Source organism: Shewanella sp. 1311 (assembly GCF_059338235.1).
In genome coordinates, this window is sequence record NZ_CM181686.1 from 1,114,305 (window position 1) to 1,135,332 (window position 21,028).

The following is a 21,028-nucleotide window of genomic DNA, read 5'->3' on the forward strand; positions in this document are numbered from 1 at the left end:
TTAACTTCCCTCATTTTAAATCTGCTAACTAAACGCCAAGAAAGGTGATACACACAGCAATAAACCTGTGGTGATAATGATGTACAGCGACGCGCCTTTGTACTTATGCAGTGCAGGCACTTGATACACTAAATAAGCAGGGATCAAACACCCGACCAAACCAAAGATTGGACTGCAAATCGACGTAAAGCTCAGCACTGGCGCATTCAATACAATCGCACCCCACGACAGTAGAATCGTGAAAATCATGATGCCGTAACCCACAAGCTTTTTGTTGATGCGATCTTCAGGCATATATCGACGCAGCATATTCATGGTTAGCCCTTGGCAAGCTTCCCTGAAACCAAGATACACCCCAAAGTAAGCCGTCATTACCGCAAAAATGTTCAGTGTCAGGCTCAGTAATTTTAGTGTTTGTCCCTGCATACCTTGGGCGACCATGGCTAAGGCTGAGATATTTTCTTCCGATGCACGCACCGCTTGTTCATGACCCATAGCGAGCGTGAATGACACAGCATAAAAGAACACCACGACAAACAAGACACCAAAGGCAATATTCATGGCGCGCATCGCTTTAAAGCGCGCCACGGCTAAGGATTTTTCCCGCGAACGGTATGAAATCACCATAGGGCTTAAGCTTTGAATAAACAGAATCGATGTCAGCGTAAAGGGCAGCATAACGACCGCATCTTTTAACCAATCTCCCGTTGCCGGAATAGCGCCAATATTATTGATATCCCACTTGTCCACCATCAATAGCCCTAACACAGCCACAACGCCCAGCTTAGTCAGCACCATAAAAGTGGAGATCTTAAACAGTAGATTTTCGCCGCGGGATGCTAAAGCAACTAAGCCGCAGATCAGCGCTAACCCGTAGAAGGGATTATGTGACAACAAGTCTTTCGTCACCCCAAAGCTCTGTAAAAAAGAAGCACTGTCGTTAGTAATGGCCGTTGAATACACAAACACCCAAATAACCAGCATGATGAAGTACAAACCGCCCAACAACATGCCCCAGTTTTTACCTAAGTAACCCGAAATCACACTCGGGTAATCCTTACACTCAGGCGATTCGGCTAAGGTATTGATGAATAACCGCTGGAACATATACATGGCCGGATAGCCAATAATGCCTGACAGTAAGAACACCCATAGACCCATTAAACCGACCTGAACAGGCAAGAAAACTATCCCCGCGCCAATTGCCATACCGATACTCATGATTATCCAGCCCCAATCCGTACTATCGAAGCGGGTATCTGCTTTCCACTGTGCAGCAGTAATTGTTGCATCCATTATTTCACCTTTACCTTGTTGCTATTATTTTGTGCAAATATATTTGAACAAAACGAACTCAGCAACCATTATACTCAACTTTTGTTGAACAAAGAGTTAACGCTCACAACTTAGCTAAAAACGGGATAAATAGCGCACAAATCACAGTGGCAAGTGAAATTTATTAAAAAATAATTGCAATAAATGCAAAAAATACAAATAATGTTGCACATCAGCCGACCGCGGCATTCAATTTTATTTGCACGTTGGAGAGACAATGAAAACCATTATTCACGCAGAAAGCGCTCCCGCAGCCATTGGCCCTTATTCACACGGTACGAGCTATGGCAATCTCATCTTCACCTCTGGCCAACTGCCCGTTTGTAAAGAGAAAGGCGGCGTGGTTGACGGTGGGATCACCGCACAATCGATTCAGTCGCTAGACAATCTCAAATACGTGCTTGAAGCGGGCGGCGGTAGCTTAGAAACGGTTCTCAAAACAACTTGTTATCTTGCTGAGATCAGTGACTTTGCCGCCTTTAACGAAGTGTATAAAACCTATTTTAAAACCGACTGCCCAGCGCGTAGCTGTTTTGCGGTGAAGGATCTTCCACTGGGCGTTAAAGTGGAAGTTGAAGCGATAGCACACGTGAAAATTTAAGTATTAACAAAAGGTTGTAAGCTGATGAAACCCCAATGGCAGCAGTATATTAACATCATCAAACAAGTCGTTAAGCCCGCATTAGGCTGCACTGAGCCCATCGCCGCCGCTTACGCCGCCGCAGTCGCTCGCGCCTTACTGGGTGTTGAGCCCGATTCAATTGCGGTACAAGTGTCTGACAATCTTTATAAAAACTCTATGGGTGTGTTTGTGCCTGGTACAGGCAAAATCGGTCTGGCAATTGCCGCAGCGGCAGGCGCCATTGCCGGTAATCCTGATGCGGGCTTAGAAGTATTGGCAGTGATCACGCCGGAGCAAGTCGCCAAAGCACAGGCACTGATCGATGCGGGTAAAGTCACCGTCGAGCGCACTGAAACCGCAGAATTTATTTATTGCTGCGTTATCGCAAAAAAAGGCGACCGCGAAGCCCTAGTGAAAATCTGTGGTGGCCATACGCTTATTGCCGAAAAGCGCCTCAACGGTGAGTCAGTCTTCAGCGTCGATAGCACGCAAGCCAAAGCCACGGGTTCCATCTGTGAAGGCGTCGATATCACTATCGAGTCCATTTATCGCTTCGCCCAAGAAGTCCCCTTCGAAGAGATCAAGTTCATCCTCGAAGCCTCTGAGCTGAACGGCAAATTATCCGATGAAGGCATGGCGAATCCCTATGGACTCGAAGTCGGCCGCACCATGAAAAGCGGCATAGCCGCCGGCATTATTGGTGAAGATTTACTCAATAAAATCGTGATGTTAACGGCTGCAGCCTCAGATGCGCGCATGGGCGGTGCTAATTTGCCCGCCATGAGTAATCTTGGCAGTGGCAACCAAGGCATCGCCGCGACTATTCCCGTGGTATTAACGGCGCAATGCTATAAGGTTTCGGAAGAACAACTCGCCCGCGCGTTGATCATGAGCCATCTCGGGGCGATTTATATCAAGTCCCATTACCCACCGCTGTCGGCATTTTGTGGCAATACAGTCACCAGCGCCGCCGCGTCTATGGCCATGGTGTATTTGGCGGGAGGTTCGTTCGAACAATCCTGTTTCGCGATTCAAAACGTGATCAGTGACAGCTCGGGCATGGTGTGTGACGGCGCTAAAGCTTCCTGCGCCATGAAGGTCAGCACGTCTTCCAGTGCGGCCGTGCGCTCATTTTTGATGGCGCTCAGTAGTCACAATGTCTCCGGCCAAGGTATTATTGCAACCGATGTTGAAAAAACCATTAAAAACATTGGCAAAATGATCCTCAATGGCATGTCATCCACAGATGTCACTATTATCGATATTATGTCGGCATAATGATTTTAACCCGCTGAATAATGACGGGTTAATAACCAAAGGTTGAAATTGTGAAACTGCAAGATTTAACGCAAAGTGATCTGGATATTCTGAAATCGGTCGAAAATATCGTCGATGGCATCGCTGCTATGTATGGTCAGCACACAGAAGTGGTATTGCACAGCCTAGATGCGAAACATCCGTCTGTGGTCAAAATTGCCAATGGCCATGTCACTGGCCGAGAAGTGGGGGCGCCGATAACCAACCTTGCCTTGCTTAAACTCAAGACAGGTCAGGATATTTCTAACTCTTACCTAACTAAATGCGCCAATGGTAAGACGCTGAGATCGATCACAACAGTGATCCGCAACAGTAAAAATCAGCCCATAGGTTTGCTGTGCATTAACAGCGACATGGATGCGCCGCTGCAATCTGTGCTGCGCACTATGATGCCGGATAACCTTTTCAGCACTGAAGTGACCAGCTCACCAGAAATTTTTGCCCGCAATATCGATGAAGCGCTGCATAGCACGATTGACAGTATCAACCATGAAGTGCGCTCCAACCCTGGGATTTCACCCTCACAAAAGAGCCGTGAAATCGTCAATCAATTGCATGAGTTAGGTATTTTTGAGCTCAAAGACAGCGCCCAAGTGGCCGCGACTCGTTTAGGGATTTCGGTACATTCTATTTACCGCTACCTGCGGGAAATTAAAGCCAATCAAGCTTAATTCAATATTATCTCAGGGTATCAAAAACAAAAAAGCAGCGAATATTCGCTGCTTTTTGTTGTGTAAACTAATCCAGTCGGGATAGAAGGATTAATCCCTTTTACCCACTTTCTCTAAACCCCATACCAGTGCAATCGCTGCCAGCATACACACAATCGCAAAGGCGAGTTGCGAAGGTTGGCCCGTCACTTGCTCAAAATTAAGCGGCGAAATATTTTGCTCCAGCAAAGGCACTTGCTCACCGTGGGAGTTAGTCCGCCAAGTCAAAGTTTCTTTCCATGGCCAAATTTTACCTAAGGTGCCTAACATTAATCCGGTTAGAAACACGATAGTGGCATCGTGGTGCTTACGCAGCAGTGCCGACAATAGATGACTGAATGTCAGTAATCCCATCACAGCGCCAACGGCGAAACAGGCCAAAATATCCAGCTGAATATTTTTAGCCGCCGCTAAAACCACGGGATATAAGCCCAGTAGTAATAAGATAAAACTGCCAGAGATCCCTGGTAACACCATGGCGCAAATGGCAATCGCGCCACCGAAGAAGATATTCATGTAACTGGCTTCTACCGCGACCGGATTTAACACAGTTATCGCCCATGCGGCCAGCACACCTAAGGCAAATAAACCTAAACGTGCCACAGTGAAACCACTCACTTGCTTAAGCATATGCACGACAGAGATAAGAATAAGCCCAAAAAAGAAGGACCAAATCGGGATCGGATGCGTCGCCAGTAACCAAGAGATCAGCTTAGCAAAGGTAAAAATACTGGTCAGGATCCCCGCCAGCAGACTCACTAAAAAGCCACCATTGATATGGGCAAATGCCCCTTTTATGCCCTGCGACTTAATCACACCCCAAAGGGAAGGATTGATGCGTTTTACACTGTCGAGCAAGGTATCGAGAATACCGGTAATAAACGCTATGGTGCCGCCCGAAACGCCTGGCACGACATCGGCAGCGCCCATGGCCATTCCCTTAAAATACGTCAGCAAATATTTCACTGTGAGTCCTTGTAGTTAAATCAATATGCCATTGCCGCTAAACGGCAAATTGGCCGCAATTATACGGTGTTACACTAAAAACCGCGAAATGAAGTTTGCTTAATTAAGCCGACTGGTATTTGTTGTTATCCTAATGTTACACTCATCCGACCAGAGCAGTCCAAACCCAACTTGGAACAGGCTCAAGATAACAATACCCTTTTGCACCATTATTAAGGATGACCATGAGCCAGACAGACTCTTCTAGCACTGCAGAACAAAAACCAAATAAAGTGCTCGCGCTCTACCATAAGACTCGCCGTTATCCCTTCGGCCAAAAACTGTTTTCAATCATGGTTTCACGCATGGCGCCCTATTTCGGCACCATCAAACCACTGATCACTGAATTACGCCTTAATCATTGCGCCTGTTTAATTAAAAAACGCCATGCTGTTCATAATCATATAAAAACTGTGCATGTGATTGCGATTTGTAACGGCCTAGAAATGGCGATGGGCGTGATGGCCGAAGCCTCAATTCCAAAGCATTTACGTTGGATCCCTAAGGGCATGAGTTTGGATTATACCGCTAAAGCCGGCAGCGATATTTTGTGTATCGCCGAAGTGACGCCAGAACAATGGACTCCCGGCGATATGCTCGTCCCCGTTACCGCCTACGACACCCAAGGTGTGGTTGTGGTGAAAGGACATATCAAGTTGTGGATTTCAGAAAAACCAAAGAAATAAGCGTTTTACACGAGCGCTGTGCTTAATGTCTGCATCTAAAAAGGGAGCTAAGCTCCCTTTTACTTTTTTAGCCTTCAGCCGTATTTCGTTAAAAAACTCGGTTAGCGCAATTGCACGGCGCCTTGCTCGCTCACTTTTAAGTAAGGATTTTTAAGTACGGACTTTTAAATCCGAACTGTTAAATATGAGCTCTTAAATACGAGATCTTAATTCGACCTGTTAAATACGAGATTTTAAAATAACAGCCCTTTATCGCAGCACTACCCTATATAGCAGCCCAGTTAAACCAGATGTTAAGCAAAATGACTGGCGGTAAAACGCTCAATTAAACGGATAAAGTCAGCTTCGGCAAGCTTAGCGGATGTTAAGGTTTGTTCATGGGATAACTGCACATCCCCCAATCCCTCTGCCATATTGGTAATGGCACACACAGCCAAGACGGGCAAACCACAATGCGCCGCCGAAATCACCTCTGGCACCACAGACATTCCCACCACATCGCCACCGATGATTTGCATCATGCGGATTTCAGCCGCGGTTTCAAAACACGGACCAGAGTAAGACACAAAGACCCCTTGATTCACTTCAATACCTGCGGCTTTTGCGACACTTAAGGCTTCTGCTCTGAGGTCTTTATCATAAGCATTGGCTAGGCTAAAAAAGCGTGGACCGTAACTATCATCGTTTGCGCCCGTCATAGGCGTACCCGGCATAGTGTTAATGTGATCACTGAAAATCACTAATGAACCCACGCCGATCCGCTCTGGTCGTAATGACCCCGCAGCGTTAGTCACCAGTAACAATTCACAACCTAAGCGTTTGAAAGTACGCACCGGCGTCGTCATCACTTTCATGCTTTGGTGCTCGTAAAAATGCCCGCGGCCTTTCATGCACACTATATCTACGCCATGTAAGCTGCCGAGCACTAGCTCTCCCGAGTGACCGACGACGGTACTCACGGGAAAGCCGTCTAATTCTTCATAGGGGATCACCACTTTGTTATCTAAATTATCGGCAAACGCGCCAAGCCCTGAGCCCAAAATCATCGCTGCGCGGGGAGAGAAATTGGGTTTACGGGCTCGAATCGTCGCAAGGGCATTAATAACAGGATCATGGCTCATACAAGGTACCTCATAGCAAAGGAGTGAAAGAGTAAACGCCCTCAGTATAAGCGGGCTTAGGGTTGCAAATAATCACGATTAATCGCACTATTGTGCTGATAAAAAGGACAATAACTAAAAAGCAGTGAGCCTGAGATGAGCAAGATAAACGCACCAGAACTCGTCACCTTGAAGATGCTGCGGTATTTTCATCAAGTGGCTGAAGTGAAAAGCTTTACCGCTGCTGCCGAGCAACTGCATCTATCGAAATCTCCGCTGAGTGCACAAATCAAAGAGTTAGAATCACTCCTTGGTGTTGAGCTGTTTACCCGCAGTACTCGGCAAGTAGAGCTCACGCCCTATGGTCAATTGTTAAGAGAAAAGTGCGAGCAAATATTCGCGCTGGTGAATACCTCATTGGAGCAAGTGGCTCAGCTTGGACGACTCGATAGAAACCATATTCGGATTGGCATCATGAGCTCGCTGTTTTGGATGGGATTTGGTGACATACTGAAGAGCTTTCGTAAGCAATGCCCTGATAATGAGCTGATATTTCAAGAGTTATCACCTGAAACTCAAAAAGTCGCCTTAGCACATCAAGAAATCGATTTTGGCCTAGTGCGCTACGCCGACACCTTAAATGTGCCGCACCTTCTCGCCGAAACCATCACCAGCGAACCTATGGTGTTAGCACTGGCAAGTAAGCATCCCTTCGCTAGACGTAAAAGCATCGACTTGAGTGAACTCAAAGATGAGCCTTTTACCTTACTCAGCCGTGCCAATTCCGCCTCTAGCGATTTGATTATCGCCAGCTGTCAGGCCGCAGGATTTATGCCGCAATTAGTACAGGAAATGGTCGAGCCCAATAGCTTGATGGCCATCATCGCTGGCGATAACAGGGTATCCATAGTGCCGCAAAGTTATGCTTCACAACCTTGGCCTAGGGTAAAGTTTATTAAGTTAAAACAAACCATCCCCGCCGATATCTGCCTGATTTATCGGCCAGAAATGGCTTCGCTGCCGATTATAGATAGCCTGAGGGACTTATTGAAGCAACAAATCAAAACCATTTAGATTGTCTCCCAAACGAGTGCTATGCTGAGTTCAATACTCAAGGCTCATATTTTAAGGATATCAAGATGGATGAATTTTTAGCGGCAGCCATTGAAGAAGCCAAACAAGGACTCGCCGAGGGCGGCATCCCCATTGGTTCGGTATTAGTGATCGATGGCAAAATCGTCGGGCGCGGCCACAATAAACGGGTACAAAAAGGCAGTTCAGTACTGCATGCCGAAATGGATTGTCTCGAAAATGCCGGCCGATTTAGCGCCGCCGAATACCAAAGAGCGACCTTGTATTCCACCCTATCGCCCTGCGATATGTGCAGCGGCGCGGTATTACTTTATGGCATACCAAAAGTCATCGTCGGTGAAAACGCTACCTTCCAAGGGCCTGAAGCCTATGTAAAATCCCGCGGTGTGGATGTCACTGTGGTCGATAATGCCGAGTGCAAACAATTGATGCAGGACTTTATCGCCAGTAATCCCACACTCTGGAACGAAGATATCGGCGAGTAATGGTTCGACAGTCTTCTCAATCCGTTTCTGCATTGTTGTATTTCACTTTTTACGTTAGCGCTAGTTCACTTTCTACCTTTCCTGTATTTTACTTTTTGTGTTGGCTGTATTTCATTGGGGGCTAGCGCCTGCTAGGCTAGCCCTCCCAAATCCCAGTGAAAAGTGAAACATGTCTACTAGCGAAAGGAACTCAGCTAACGTGTCAGCAAACTTACCTAAAGACCCTTGGTCAAGATCAGACTCCACGCAGCCAGTCGTCATGACGATTCCTGCACAGCGTAATGCCAATCTCGATGCCATTCGCGGCTTAGCCGTGTTGGGGATATTTTTTATGAATATCTATTTTATGGGCATTACTTTTTTTGGCTATGCGCCCCACGAAACGCCGCCGCTGTCGGATCACATAATCAAAGTGTTCAGTAACTTTTTCATCGAGGCGCGCTTTATCAGTCTGTTTTCCATCTTGTTTGGCGTCGGGCTTTTTATTCAATATCAGCGATTTAGCGCCAAAGGCCTAGAAGCTTATCCTTTACTGCGCTCACGTTTGAAATGGCTAATGGTGTTTGGCTTACTCCACGGCATCATTATCTGGCCTGGTGATATTTTATTAACCTATGGGATCAGCGGATTTTTAGCTTTGTATTACAAAGATTTAAGTATTGAAGCCCTTAAGCGCAAAGCGAATATTTTTATTTTAAGCGCCTTAGTAATCATCACGCTGATTAGCCTTACGGGCAGCGATGAACCTTTCACTCGAGAATCGGGTCTATTTGCAGAGCAATACAGCGCATGGACCTCAGGCTATGCTGATCAACTGTTCCTGCATTTGATGCAAGTGGGTTATATGGCGCTGGTGATCCCTTTTACCATAATGTGGTTTACGGCGGGCTTGATGCTGCTTGGCATGGCATTGTATCAACAGGGGACTTTTGAGCGAGGGTTTAGCAAGCCACAACTGCTGAAATTAGTGCTAGCCAGCGTGACGGTATCGCTACTCGATACTGGTTTAGACTCTACGGACAATCCTATTCTAGTCACGTTTTCAGATGTGTTAATCATGCTAAGCGCTATTCCTATGGCGCTGATTTACATTCATATTATGGTTAAAATTTGCCAGAACAATCCTAATAGACTGACTCCATTGCAAAATGTTGGCAAGCTTGCTTTTAGTCTCTATATTCTGCAATCCATCGTTGGCGTGTTAGTGTTTAGACACTTAGCTCCAGAATTACTATTGAGTCTAGACAGATGGGGATACATGGCCATGGCACTGGTTTATTCAGTAGTGCAATTACTGTTAGCCAGCCTGTACTTACGCTATTTCAAGCAAGGACCGCTGGAGAAACTTTGGCGCCACCTCGCGTTTAAAAATACGCGGCATCACAAGAACACAAGCAAGCTTAAAACACTGACACGAGATTGATAACAGATAATGACGAATTCAAAACCAGCCAAAACGGGCAACAGCGCTTCACCTCAAACTAATCGTGCTCAAAAGAATCGACCACAAAGCAGTCGTGCTCAGAACAGTCGCACTTCAAACAATCGTGCCCAAACAAACAATCGAGCCCAAAACAGCCGCACTCAAAAGTCCAATACAGCCGCATCAGGTTCAAGCCTTATGCCGCTGTTATTAGTGCTGATTTTTCTTGCTGGCTTAATCGGCGCGGCCCAGCAACATATGTTGCCCTACGGCATTGCGGGCATGTACCTCACACTGAGCCTGCTAACCTTTATCGCCTACGCTATCGATAAATCCGCCGCAAAACGCGGTAAATGGCGCACTAAAGAAAGCACTTTGCATCTGCTCGCCCTCATGGGCGGTTGGCCCGGCGCCCTGTTTGCCCAAAATGTATTAAGGCACAAGTCAGTTAAAGCCTCATTTAGAAACGTCTTCTGGCTCACCGTTGTAGCTAACTTAGCCGTGCTGGGTTATGGCATAAAAACCGGCGCCGTAGATATGTTTATCTAGCAAGCTATGGATTCTATGAAAATCTAAAGTTTGTCACTAAAACGCTTTAACTTATTTTAATACAAAAACAAAAGGTTAAATTATGAAAAAATTTTTAGTTGCAGTTTTGGGTGTTGCAATACTATCGGGTTGTGCCGCACCTCGCTATACAGCAAAACCAATAGAAACAAATACTAACAATGTAGAAATAGTCATTATTAAGGATAAAGAAACACGTGACGGCTTCCAAGAAACAATGGAGACCTGGCTAAAAGCAAATAATTACACCTACACAGTGCAGCCTGATGGTTCTAAACATGATTTAAATAAACTCACATTAGAATATGAAGGTAATTGGACTTGGGACTTGGCATTATATTTAAAAAGCGCTGAAATTAACGCATTTCAGAATGGCCAAAGAGTTGGCAGTGTTAAGTTTCAAGTACCCTATACTGCGAACCCGAGTAAGTTTGGTAATGCTGCGAATCGTATTAGCTATATGATGTCAGCTCTATTTGGTCAAATCACAGCTGATGAAGCAACAAAAAAAGTAAATGGTTCAAGCGATTAATATCATTGAAACCTTAACTAAAAAACAGGGTAATCATAGAATTACCCTGTTTAGTTTTGCACTGTTTATTATCTTTAAAACCAGCTCAACGCGATACTGATAATCACGCCTGTGATCATCAGCTGCATTAAACAAAAGCCCATAATATCCCGCGCTTTTAAGCCCGCAATTGCCAGCACGGGCAATGCCCAGAAAGGTTGAATAAGGTTAGTCCAAGCATCACCCCAAGCTACGGCCATAGCTACCCGAGCAACATCGGCGCCCAAGGCTTCGGCAGCGGGTAACATAATCGGCGCCTGCACGGCCCATTGACCCCCTCCCGATGGCACAAAAATATTTACAATTCCCGCGCTAATAAAGCTCCAAAATGGCAGGCTCTCGGCACTGGCTATGGCCACAAAACCTTCCGAAATACTTTGGGCTAAACCCGACTGCACCATCACCGCCATAATGCCCGCATAGAAAGGGAATTGGATCACAATCCCTGCGCCGCCCTTAATGGCCTCATTCAAGCTGGTTAATAAACTGCGTGGCGTTTGATGTAAGAGGATGGCGAGAAACAAGAATAAGAAGTTCACTAAGTTAAGGTTTAAGCTGCCGCCCTGTACCCAAAAGTAATAGCCTAAGTACACAAGCCCTGCGCCACCCACGCTCCAGCCGAGTAAGCGGCTATTTTCTAACTTATCCGCAGGACGGTTTTCAGGCTGACGCTCGCTCACATTGGCAGGGTTAAGCTCCAGCGCCGAAGTTGCTGGTTCGCTGCCTTTGTCATCAAGGGCGCTTGGGTCGACATAAATGCTGTCCTTGCCTTCAGGCAACATAAAGCGATTCACTAAGGGCATGACCACAAACAGAATCGCCACTAACAATAAGTTAAAGCTCGCGAAAATGGTTTCACTGGTGGGGATAATGCCAATTTGTGCTTCGGAGAAATGCCCCGCCGTTGCTATGGTTAACGGGATAGAACCCGCAAGCCCACCATGCCAAACCACAAAGCCAGAATAGGCGCTGGCGACCAGCAGCCGATAATCCACTTGCACTTTACGAGCTAAGGCTTTTGCAAATAGCGCGCCCACCACTAGCCCGAATCCCCAGTTAACCCAACTGGCGGCCAGTGAGACCAAGGTTACTAAAATAATGGCTTGCGGTGCCGATTTAGCGAACCCCGCAATCGCATCGAGCAGCTTTTTAATCGGCGGTGAGCTTGCCAGCATGAATCCCGCCACCAGCACTAACAGCATCTGCATCGAAAAGCTCAACAAGGTCCAAAAGCCATCGCCCCAGTAATTGATGACTTCCAGCGGAGTTTTGTGTTCTGCGACCACAGCTGCAATTAACACCACTAAGGTGAGTAAAAGGACGAAAATATAGGGATCGGGTAGATATCGGTCGACGAGTTTGACCAAAGGTTTTGCCGCTTTGTTTAGCATAGACTTTCCTTGTTTATTATCTAAATTCTAGTTTTTATCTGTTTTTATTGAATTTTTATTGAGTCTTAAGCCCACAGATTAAGCGATATCTAAAGCGGGATAAAGTCTTGAGGGGATTTTTAAAGCCTTGAACTGGTAGCACCAGATAGCAAGCCCAAAACACGGGCGAGTGCCGATAGCATCTCAAGCTAAAAAACTGATAATATGGCGAAAATTAACTAAGGTGCTCTTTATATGAAAATGTTACTTGCCGTTGCTGTGATTGCTGGGGTGATTTTTTACTTCTTTACCTCGATGAACGGCCAAAAAGCCGCCCAAGAGAATATCCGTTTAGGCAATGAATTTTTAACGCAAAACAAAACCAAAGAAGGTGTCATCACCACAGCTTCGGGTTTGCAATATCAAGTGTTAACTAAGGGCGATGGTACTGTTCATCCTAAAGCCAGCGATACAGTGACAGTGCATTACCATGGCACTTTGATCGACGGTACTGTGTTTGATAGTTCAGTTGATCGCGGTGAGCCTATCGCATTTCCGCTTAATCGGGTGATTAAAGGCTGGACCGAGGGCGTACAACTTATGGTCGTTGGCGATAAAGTGCGTTTCTTTATCCCGAGTGAACTCGCCTACGGCAACAGCAGCACGGGCAAGATTGGCGGTGGTTCAGTGCTCATTTTTGATGTAGAACTGCTTAAGATTGATTAAATCTGTCTGCAATGAGCCTAATCGCGTCATAAAAAGCCCTGCATTATCGCAGGGCTTTTTGTCTCTATAACTCAAATAATATTAGTATGTTGGATGATTAAGGACAGCTTGCAGCGCCAATATCAACCCACACCGCCGCAACGCCAGGTACATCACCTTTAGTCCAGTAACTCGCCTTCCACACACGACCGTTATAGCTGGTGGTTTGACCGCCGTTATACACCACACCCGCATCCCAACCGAGATCAACTTGGCTGAGTAGCTGCCATTGATCAGCGGTGCGGGATGGCGTATTGCCCTGCGTCCAGTACTTCGCTTTCCATACCAACTGACTGTGGCTCACAGTATCGCCCGTGTTGTACACCACACTGGTTTGCCAAGCAGGATAGTTACCGGCATTAGGATCGGTTGCATCACAACCACCACCGATCACTTTTGGCGTCACGGTGAGATTCGTCGATGCGCTCGCATCTAAGGCACCATCAGAAACCAGCACGCTCAAACCATAGCTGGTCGCTTCGGTGACATTAGGCCCAGTGACCACTAAGGTGGCACTATTTTGTCCGGTTGCCGACACGCCAGCGGGCACAGTCCAAGCGTAAGTTAAGGCATCACCGTCGGCATCAGAGGCACTCGCCACTATGCTAACAGTTTTACCCGCTTCCACTGTTGCAGTGGCAGCTACACTCACCACGGGAGCTTGGTTCGGAGTATCCGCCTTATTGGTCACTGTCACTGAATCTGTGGCAGATAACCCTTCTGGATCAGTGACTTTAAGACTAAAACTATAGGCAACATCAGTTTGCGTTGCAGCCAATTGAATTGCCGCATTCGCCATATCGGCGTTTGTGATGGCAATCGTTGGGCCAGACACTTGAGTCCAAAGATACGTTAGCGCCTCATTTTCAGGATCCCGCGATCCGCTACCATTGAGCACCACATCGGCGGGACCTGTGACATTCACATCCGCACCCGCATTGGCAATCGGCGCTTTATTCACCGGTGGCGTAGTTCCTTCGCCATGGCCTAAACCTTCGTGCATCGCATTTAAAATATCGCCGTTATCGGCATCAATTTCCCATGCAAATAAACCACCTAGCTGATTGGCAAGCACATATTGGCCCTTGGCTTTAACGGAACGAGCATCATCGAAAGTGATTAAATCCCCCGTAGATGCCTTGAACAGTGATGGCGCCTCGGCCGTTTCATCATAGCTGTAAGTCCAACCGCTCCCCATGTACTCGTTCACTATCTGGCGATAATCCACCACGCCATCTTCCCATGTGCCTTTCACTTTGCCCGTCGCTGTCCCTGTGAATGGGTTATTACCCGAGTAGCCATTAACGCCTGTCCAGCCGCGGCCGTACATAGCGGCACCAACCACAATTTTTCCAGGGGTAACACCTTGAGCTAACAGAGCTTTAATACCCTTGTCTGTGGTGTAGCGGGTATCAGGATCCCAACTAGCCTCATAAAGATTGGTTTGATGACCGAGTTCAGTGTTCGTCCAACCGCCATTGAAGTCGTAACTCATCAAGAAGATGTAATCCATGTACTGCTGAGCAGCCTGATAATCGACCTTTGCCATTTTTTGAGCATCGATACCAATTGCGGAAGTCAGTTCATAGGTACGACCCGTCTCAGCACTTAACTCGTCGAGCATGGCGCGCAGTTCACGCATCAGGATTACATAGGTTTCACCGTCATTGGCATTACCTAAGTTTGGATTCGCACCGCCACCACCTGGATATTCCCAATCAATGTCGACACCATCAAAGAACTTCCACGTTTGCAGGAATTCCTTCACCGATGCGACAAAGGTATCGCGCTTAGTTTTATCGCCAAAGTAGAAGAAGGGATCAGATAGCGTCCAGCCACCGACCGAAGGCAAAATCTTTAGATCGGGATGGGCTTGCTTCAGCGCCATCAATTGACCGAAGTTGCCTTTGTAGGGATCAGAGTAGTCACTCACGCCCGCCTGTGGCATTTGGACCGCCGCCCAAGGATCGTGGATAGCGACTTTAAAATCTTCACGGCCACTACAGGCACGTTGCAACGCTTGGAAACTGCCGTCGATTTCTTTCAAACTATCGTTAATGCCATCACCACCACAAATAGGGGTAAAGCCATATAAAATATGAGTTAAGTTCTGTGCTGGGATCTTATCGACTGGGAACTTACGGCCGTACACACCCCATTCTACAAAGTAACTGCCGACCACTTTGCCCGACTTGTTAACGTATGGACGATTGTTTTCTTTAAGCGGAGCATTGAGTGGCACTAAATGGCTGCCATCGGTATCGGCCACGAGGATTTCTTTGGCATCGCTCGCCGTACAACCATCGCTGTTACACAGTTGCACTTGCATCTGATAACGGCCGCCTTTGTTCACCTTAAAGTTAGCGGTGCCCGAAGTGCCTGAGGGGCCCTCCCAAGCGACATTACCGTTGAGCAGCACTTGGGCTTTATTGCCCACATCGCCACTCCAAAGGTTCCAGCTGACGGACACGTCGGCGGCATCTTTAATGGTTACCAACTGATTGTAAGCCGTAGCAGCTTGATTAACTTCGATAATAGCGAACTTGGTTTCACCCCAACCTATAGTCGGTTTGCCGGGCGCTGCGGCAAATGCACTGGCACTCACGGTAGATGCCAGCGCCGATGCCACCAGCAAGGCTGATGTTGAAATTTGAGTCTTGAACATGAGATATCCCTATTGAATTTTTTATATGAATCAATAAGGCAAACAAAGCGTAGACAGGAAACAACACTCTCTTAAGACCATGCAACACGACAGACAATTGCACGAAGAAAAACCTGTGGTATCCCCGCTATCATAGGTACAGACGAACCCTTAGACCGGAGGCTTTGCGTCCCAGTTTTTCAACTGGTTTGCCTTTTACACGCAATGACAACGTTGTCATTGAGATAATCAGCATAGACGTAAGCGCAATAAAAATGCAACAAAATATTATCAACTAAGGTAATGGTCTGATAAGAAAGCAATTAAATACAGTTCAGCCATTTCTAATATTTACTTTGATAATTAAGGCTTTGCTGACTATTTTAGCCATAAAAAAACAGGACACGATAAGCCAAAGGCATCACCTGTCCTGTTATCAATTTCACTATTTATGCTGCTAATACTGCTTAAATTGCTAGGACTGAGCCGCTGTAATCTAATAATTCAAAACCATTAGCTAACAGCATCTATGATCCTTATGCACGAGGATAATCCCTTGCGAGCATCACAGATAAACCTCGGCACACTAAGGTTTCCATATCATCGACGCGGTTGATTTTCATCTCAGCTAAGGGCGCGCTCAATGCCATTTGCTTTAAGCTTTCGAGGCAGCCTTTGTAGTAAGGAACACTGTTCATCATGTTACCCGCGAGCCAAATCCGATTGGGATTAAACAAATTAACGGTCCACGCCAGCCCCATACCAAGGTAACTGCCCGCACGGTATAAATCATCCTGAGTAGTGATGTTACGGCTACGCACAGAATCGCCACTGGCGAGTTGTTCTAAACTAAATTCGCCTGATTCTGTCATCACGCGGCAATGGCCCAACTCCCCTGCCACCCCCGTCGCACCTGTAAAGGCTTGCCCATTAAACGCAATTGACATCCCTATCCCAGTGCCGCACATGACCAACAACTCACAGGCATATTTGGCATCGCACGTGGCTTGCATACCCGCATCCATATCGTTGCAAATAAACTTCAGCTCGCCTTGAGTTTTCACTGTGTCAAAACTCAAACCATTGAGTCCGGGTAACGATTTACAGGCAACCAAACGATTATTTTGTACGAGTCCTGGTACGCCAATCGCTAATTGGTAATGCTGTAAATCGTAATCGCGTTCAAGTGCAGCGATTTGATTATTTAACTCTTCAATTTTAAAACCTTCGCCTGTGGGGATTTTATATTGTTCTGTATGTCCCGCGAGCTGAAGTTCGAACAGGGCTGTCGTACCGCCCACATCTATTGTTAGTATTTGCATCGCTTACTCCACTGATACATGCGCCCCACTCTGACCCCGAGCGGAGATGGCAAATGTTAGCATAGGGTCCAAATGTTAGCGATTGAATAAAACTTAAGTCGCTAATTTGTAAGGAACAAGTCTACAAAAAATATGACTGACATTTTGTTTTACTCAGGTTTTATGCTAAGAATCACACAAATAAATTAAGGGTAAAACACTTAGCTTGCTCATCACAGTCAACACAAATTCACGATTGTATACAAAATCCTTTATTCGCTCCCCTTGCATCTCGCGCGTTAGGCTTGCGATAATCCGAGCTGGTTAGAACTCAAATCAACATAGACCTACTTATCCTTAGGCAAGCTTTGCCTACCGACTTGCACAGCGTGCCAGTCTCACTTGGAGCCCATATGTCACATTCTATCGCCAGCCGCCTCGACGCTATTCGCAGCGAATTATCTTCTGCCAATCTCGATGCTTTTATCATTCCCCGCGCCGACGAGTATCTGGGCGAATATGTGCCAGAACACAACGAACGTTTGTACTGGGCAACCCACTTTACCGGTTCGGCAGGCATGGCTATCGTATTGAAAGATAAAGCCGCAATATTTACCGACGGCCGTTATACGGTGCAAGTTCGTCTGCAAGTAGATGCTGCACTTTTCAGCTACGAAAGCCTGACAGACACGCCACAAATTGAATGGTTATGTGACACGCTACCAGCGGGGTCACGCATTGGCTTCGATGCACGCTTGCATACTTTAGCTTGGTTTGAAAATGCCAAAGCGACCTTAAACAAAGCCCAAATCGAATTAGTGGCAGTTGAGCAAAACCCTATCGATTTATATTGGCAGGATCGCCCCGCACCATCGAGTGCGCCAATCACGTTATTCAGTAACGAGAGTGCCGGTAAAACCAGTCTGCAAAAACGTAATGAAATTGGCGCCTTAGTGAAAAAAGCCGGTGCTGATGTCGCGTTGATCGCCGCCTTAGATTCTTTCTGCTGGTTGTTAAATATTCGCGGTAACGATGTGCCGCGTCTGCCTGTCGTGCTCGGCAGTGCCCTACTCCACGCTAATGGCGATATGCAGCTGTTTACCGATTTAAGCAAACTCCCTGAGGGCATTGAGGAGCATGTCGGTGCAGGCGTTAGCTTTAAAAGTGAAGCGTCCCTCGCCGATACGCTGGCGAGTTTATCAGGCGTTAAACTGCTTGCCGATCCAAACTCAGCTAACGCTTGGACACAAAACCTCGCCCGTGAAGCGGGGGCTAAATTGATTGCTGGCATTGATCCGGTTTCTTTGCCTAAAGCGCAGAAAAATCCCTCAGAACTTGCCGGAATGCGCGCTTGTCACATTCGTGATGGCGTTGCTGTGAGCCGCTTCCTTGCATGGTTAGATGCCGAAGTCGCCGCCAAGCGTATGCACGATGAAGCCACACTTGCCGATAAGTTAGAAAGCTTCCGCCTGCAAGATGAGCGCTATCGCGAGCCAAGTTTCGACACCATTTCTGCAGCGGGCCCCAATGCCGCCATGTGCCATTACAATCACAACAATGGCACACCAGCGATGATGACGATGGATAGCATCTACTTAGTGGATTCTGGCGCGCAATATATCGATGGCACCACAGATGTGACCCGTACTATTGCGATTGGCAAAGTCACTGATGAGCATAAAAAAATGGTCACGCTGGTGCTAAAAGGCCATATCGCGCTGGACCAAGCTCGCTTCCCTAAAGGCACTTCAGGCCAGCAACTCGATGCATTCGCCCGCCAATATTTATGGCAACATGGTTTTGATTACGACCACGGCACAGGCCATGGTGTGGGTCACTTTTTAAGTGTGCACGAGGGTCCACAGCGCATAGGTAAAAATGTCAACGGTATCGCACTGATGCCCGGCATGGTGCTTTCCAACGAGCCGGGTTACTACCGCACTGAGAGTTTTGGCATTCGCTTAGAAAACTTAGTCGTAGTGCAACACTGTGAAGCACTGAAAGGCGCAGAGCGCGAGATGTATGAGTTCGATGCACTGACTATGATCCCTATGGATGCCCGCCTAATCGATAAGAGCTTGCTAACACAAAGCGAAATTGACTGGTTCAATGCTTACCATCAGCAAGTGTTTAATACACTTTCGCCGCTGATGTCCGGTGATGAACTCGCGTGGTTAACGCAAGTAACTAAAGCGATTTAGAGCGATTTAGCACTCCTGCGGATAAGTAGCGATTTAAGTCGTCATTTAAATCATCTTCTACATCCGTTATATGCTACAAAATAAAACGCCCAAGGCTATGAGCCTTGGGCGTTTTTTTTAGCACTGCTTCTGTATTTTCAAGGCCTAGTCGTATTTCAATAGCATGCTTTCAGCTCATAGTTTCGAAACATGGTTTCAAAACACATTTTCAATTTCAAAACACGATTGTAAACATGAGCTGCTAGACCATAGTAGGCTGCGCCATAGGCTGATAAGCATCATCCAGCGATGCCTTAGATAACACTTCAAACTCGTGATGAATTACCATAAAACAATCGACTAACTCAGGATCGAAATGCTTACCTTTACCTTCAATCATTAAATCGATGGCTTCTTGGTGGCTAAAGGGTCGCTTATAACATCGCGGCGAAGTCAGCGCATCATAGACATCCACCAAGGCAACGATGCGCGCCGAAAGCGGAATATCCTCACCTTTCAACCCTAAGGGGTAACCACTACCATCCCACTTTTCATGGTGACCCGAAGCAATATCTTGGCCCATCTGAATAAAAGTACATTGGGGCGCATATTCCAACAAACTGCGTAACACTTGGCCACCAATCACAGGGTGGGCTTTGATCTGCTCAAACTCCTGCGGGGTTAATTTACCCGGTTTGAGCAGAATCGCATCGGCAATACCGACTTTACCTATGTCGTGCAAAATGGCCGATAGACTAATATCTTGAATAAAATCATCGTTCAATTCAGCCGGTGGATTGTCGGCCTGCAGTCGCTGCGCCGCGAGCATTTTTGAATACTGCCGCATACGTAATAAGTGCGCGCCCGTTTCGTTGTCTCTGTATTCGGCAAGTTTGGCTAACCCTAATACAGTCGCTTGGCGTGAGGCTAAGGTTGAATCGAGTGAATCCGCCAACTTACCTAATAAGTAAGTGATGGTTAGCGTCAACATGGCATTAGTTACAATAAAATTGACCACGACAACGGCCCAAATACCCAAACTGTAACCGTGAATATCAGGCCAGTTTAACCAGCCAAAGTGATAGGCAAGCCCAATCAGTACCAGACTCAGCCCATTTAAATATTGGGCATATAAGCTCGCGCGACTTCCTAAGAAAATGCCAACTAATGGCGGAAAGATAAATAACCAGAAGAACCCCGCACCCGATGGACCAATCGCAATCAAAAAACCAACGCCGATAGCAAACGCTAACAAACAACCACAGCCAAAACGCGTGCTATCAGCAAGCTTAGGAAAATACAGCAGAAACAGTAAAAACACATAAGCGAGCGTATCGAATACCACCATAGACCACAGATCGGCTATGACACATAAATACACGCTGGTGATATATACAGGCACACAGAGAAGTGCAAGAAAGCCAAATAGACGTCCAAAAATCAAACGTCGCCAATGGGGAAGTGCCGCTGCTGTCCCCAAGGACGCGGTAGCCAATTTAGCTACGCCACGTCTAAGTGATATCGCCATGGGAAAATCCTCTTATGTTGCATTCCCGCTATGAGCTAATGAAGCTGATCTTATGAACCTAAGCTAATGAACCTGAGTTAATAAACTAAAGGGTGCGAATAAGATGACAAAACTGAGGCAAAGCCAGATAAATCACACGCCCAGCAAGCCATAGTTTGTTGCCCATTAAAGAATAGACTAAGACGAATAAAGCGCCCGAATGAATGCCGCGATATGGCAACTGAATCAAGGACATTAGTCCAATATCGCCGAGCAGATTTAGTCGATAACATGAGCGTCTAATATCCACTCAATATCTGAGGAAAAATAACCCTATACAAAATACTG

General features: G+C 46.6%; 18 protein-coding genes and 1 riboswitch. Of the genes, 11 read left to right on the forward strand and 7 right to left on the reverse strand.

The annotated features are described in order from the left end of the window. Positions 1-24: 24 nt before the first annotated feature. Positions 25-1,296, reverse strand: coding sequence for an SLC5/6 family protein (locus AC5YB3_RS05075; RefSeq protein ID WP_494526690.1), 1,272 nt, complete (start codon positions 1,294-1,296; stop codon positions 25-27). 256 nt (positions 1,297-1,552) lie between these two features. Here AC5YB3_RS05075 and AC5YB3_RS05080 point away from each other — a divergent pair, with 256 nt between their 5' ends. From AC5YB3_RS05080 to AC5YB3_RS05090, 3 genes are read left to right on the forward strand one after another with little or no spacing between them, the layout of a single operon-like run. Then, the gene (locus AC5YB3_RS05080; RefSeq protein WP_006082557.1) at positions 1,553-1,936 is read left to right on the forward strand and encodes a Rid family detoxifying hydrolase; all 384 of its coding nucleotides are present in this window, start codon (positions 1,553-1,555) and stop codon (positions 1,934-1,936) included. Positions 1,937-1,960: 24 nt separating this feature from the next. Next, positions 1,961-3,235, forward strand: a complete 1,275-nt coding sequence (locus tag AC5YB3_RS05085) for an L-cysteine desulfidase family protein (RefSeq protein WP_011847397.1) — start codon at positions 1,961-1,963, stop codon at positions 3,233-3,235. A 50-nt stretch (positions 3,236-3,285) separates the two neighbouring features. Continuing rightward, the gene (locus tag AC5YB3_RS05090) at positions 3,286-3,945 is read left to right on the forward strand and encodes a helix-turn-helix transcriptional regulator (RefSeq protein ID WP_006085738.1); all 660 of its coding nucleotides are present in this window, start codon (positions 3,286-3,288) and stop codon (positions 3,943-3,945) included. Between the two features lie 90 nt (positions 3,946-4,035). Here the strand turns inward: AC5YB3_RS05090 and AC5YB3_RS05095 are convergent, their stop codons facing one another. Further along, the gene (locus AC5YB3_RS05095; RefSeq protein ID WP_310802083.1) at positions 4,036-4,950 is read right to left on the reverse strand and encodes a polyprenyl-phosphate transporter; all 915 of its coding nucleotides are present in this window, start codon (positions 4,948-4,950) and stop codon (positions 4,036-4,038) included. Positions 4,951-5,174: 224 nt separating this feature from the next. Here AC5YB3_RS05095 and AC5YB3_RS05100 point away from each other — a divergent pair, with 224 nt between their 5' ends. Beyond that, positions 5,175-5,675: a hotdog fold domain-containing protein gene (locus AC5YB3_RS05100; protein ID WP_259522331.1), complete on the forward strand. Its 501-nt coding sequence runs from the start codon at positions 5,175-5,177 to the stop codon at positions 5,673-5,675. Positions 5,676-5,968: 293 nt separating this feature from the next. Here AC5YB3_RS05100 and xapA read toward each other — a convergent pair whose 3' ends face one another. Beyond that, positions 5,969-6,796 carry a xanthosine phosphorylase gene (gene xapA, locus AC5YB3_RS05105; RefSeq protein ID WP_259522330.1) on the reverse strand — a complete coding sequence of 276 codons (828 nt, stop codon included), beginning with the start codon at positions 6,794-6,796 and terminating at the stop codon, positions 5,969-5,971. A 135-nt stretch (positions 6,797-6,931) separates the two neighbouring features. Between xapA and AC5YB3_RS05110 the strand changes: the two genes are divergently transcribed. The 5 genes from AC5YB3_RS05110 to AC5YB3_RS05130 all read left to right on the forward strand — a co-directional run bounded on the left by AC5YB3_RS05110 (position 6,932) and on the right by AC5YB3_RS05130 (position 10,874). Continuing rightward, on the forward strand, positions 6,932-7,849 hold the full coding sequence (locus AC5YB3_RS05110) for a LysR family transcriptional regulator (RefSeq protein WP_494526691.1): 918 nt from the start codon (positions 6,932-6,934) through the stop codon (positions 7,847-7,849). Positions 7,850-7,914: 65 nt separating this feature from the next. Further along, the gene (locus tag AC5YB3_RS05115) at positions 7,915-8,352 is read left to right on the forward strand and encodes a nucleoside deaminase (RefSeq protein WP_028761325.1); all 438 of its coding nucleotides are present in this window, start codon (positions 7,915-7,917) and stop codon (positions 8,350-8,352) included. Positions 8,353-8,551: 199 nt separating this feature from the next. After that, positions 8,552-9,775 carry a DUF418 domain-containing protein gene (locus AC5YB3_RS05120; protein ID WP_494526692.1) on the forward strand — a complete coding sequence of 408 codons (1,224 nt, stop codon included), beginning with the start codon at positions 8,552-8,554 and terminating at the stop codon, positions 9,773-9,775. A gap of 9 nt (positions 9,776-9,784) precedes the next feature. Next, positions 9,785-10,324: a DUF1294 domain-containing protein gene (locus AC5YB3_RS05125; protein ID WP_086014847.1), complete on the forward strand. Its 540-nt coding sequence runs from the start codon at positions 9,785-9,787 to the stop codon at positions 10,322-10,324. Between the two features lie 82 nt (positions 10,325-10,406). Then, positions 10,407-10,874 carry an Sbal_3080 family lipoprotein gene (locus tag AC5YB3_RS05130; protein ID WP_012587132.1) on the forward strand — a complete coding sequence of 156 codons (468 nt, stop codon included), beginning with the start codon at positions 10,407-10,409 and terminating at the stop codon, positions 10,872-10,874. A 74-nt stretch (positions 10,875-10,948) separates the two neighbouring features. On the opposite strand, the gene AC5YB3_RS05135 is transcribed toward AC5YB3_RS05130, so the two are convergent. Further along, positions 10,949-12,304, reverse strand: coding sequence for a short-chain fatty acid transporter (locus AC5YB3_RS05135; protein WP_259503789.1), 1,356 nt, complete (start codon positions 12,302-12,304; stop codon positions 10,949-10,951). A 234-nt stretch (positions 12,305-12,538) separates the two neighbouring features. Here AC5YB3_RS05135 and bamJ point away from each other — a divergent pair, with 234 nt between their 5' ends. Next, on the forward strand, positions 12,539-13,009 hold the full coding sequence (gene bamJ / locus AC5YB3_RS05140; RefSeq protein WP_012587130.1) for a BamJ family beta-barrel-assembly machinery protein: 471 nt from the start codon (positions 12,539-12,541) through the stop codon (positions 13,007-13,009). 97 nt (positions 13,010-13,106) lie between these two features. Here the strand turns inward: bamJ and AC5YB3_RS05145 are convergent, their stop codons facing one another. Next, positions 13,107-15,713, reverse strand: coding sequence for a glycosyl hydrolase family 18 protein (locus tag AC5YB3_RS05145; protein WP_494526693.1), 2,607 nt, complete (start codon positions 15,711-15,713; stop codon positions 13,107-13,109). A 114-nt stretch (positions 15,714-15,827) separates the two neighbouring features. Beyond that, positions 15,828-15,916, reverse strand: a riboswitch (cyclic di-GMP riboswitch). Positions 15,917-16,228: 312 nt separating this feature from the next. Beyond that, the gene (locus tag AC5YB3_RS05150) at positions 16,229-17,014 is read right to left on the reverse strand and encodes an ROK family protein (protein ID WP_259513631.1); all 786 of its coding nucleotides are present in this window, start codon (positions 17,012-17,014) and stop codon (positions 16,229-16,231) included. A gap of 392 nt (positions 17,015-17,406) precedes the next feature. Here AC5YB3_RS05150 and AC5YB3_RS05155 point away from each other — a divergent pair, with 392 nt between their 5' ends. Next, positions 17,407-19,194 (forward strand): aminopeptidase P family protein, encoded by a 1,788-nt coding sequence (locus AC5YB3_RS05155; RefSeq protein ID WP_494526694.1) that lies wholly within the window; start codon positions 17,407-17,409, stop codon positions 19,192-19,194. A gap of 241 nt (positions 19,195-19,435) precedes the next feature. Here the strand turns inward: AC5YB3_RS05155 and AC5YB3_RS05160 are convergent, their stop codons facing one another. Further along, positions 19,436-20,701, reverse strand: coding sequence for an HD-GYP domain-containing protein (locus tag AC5YB3_RS05160; protein WP_494526695.1), 1,266 nt, complete (start codon positions 20,699-20,701; stop codon positions 19,436-19,438). Between the last annotated feature and the right edge of the window lie 327 nt (positions 20,702-21,028).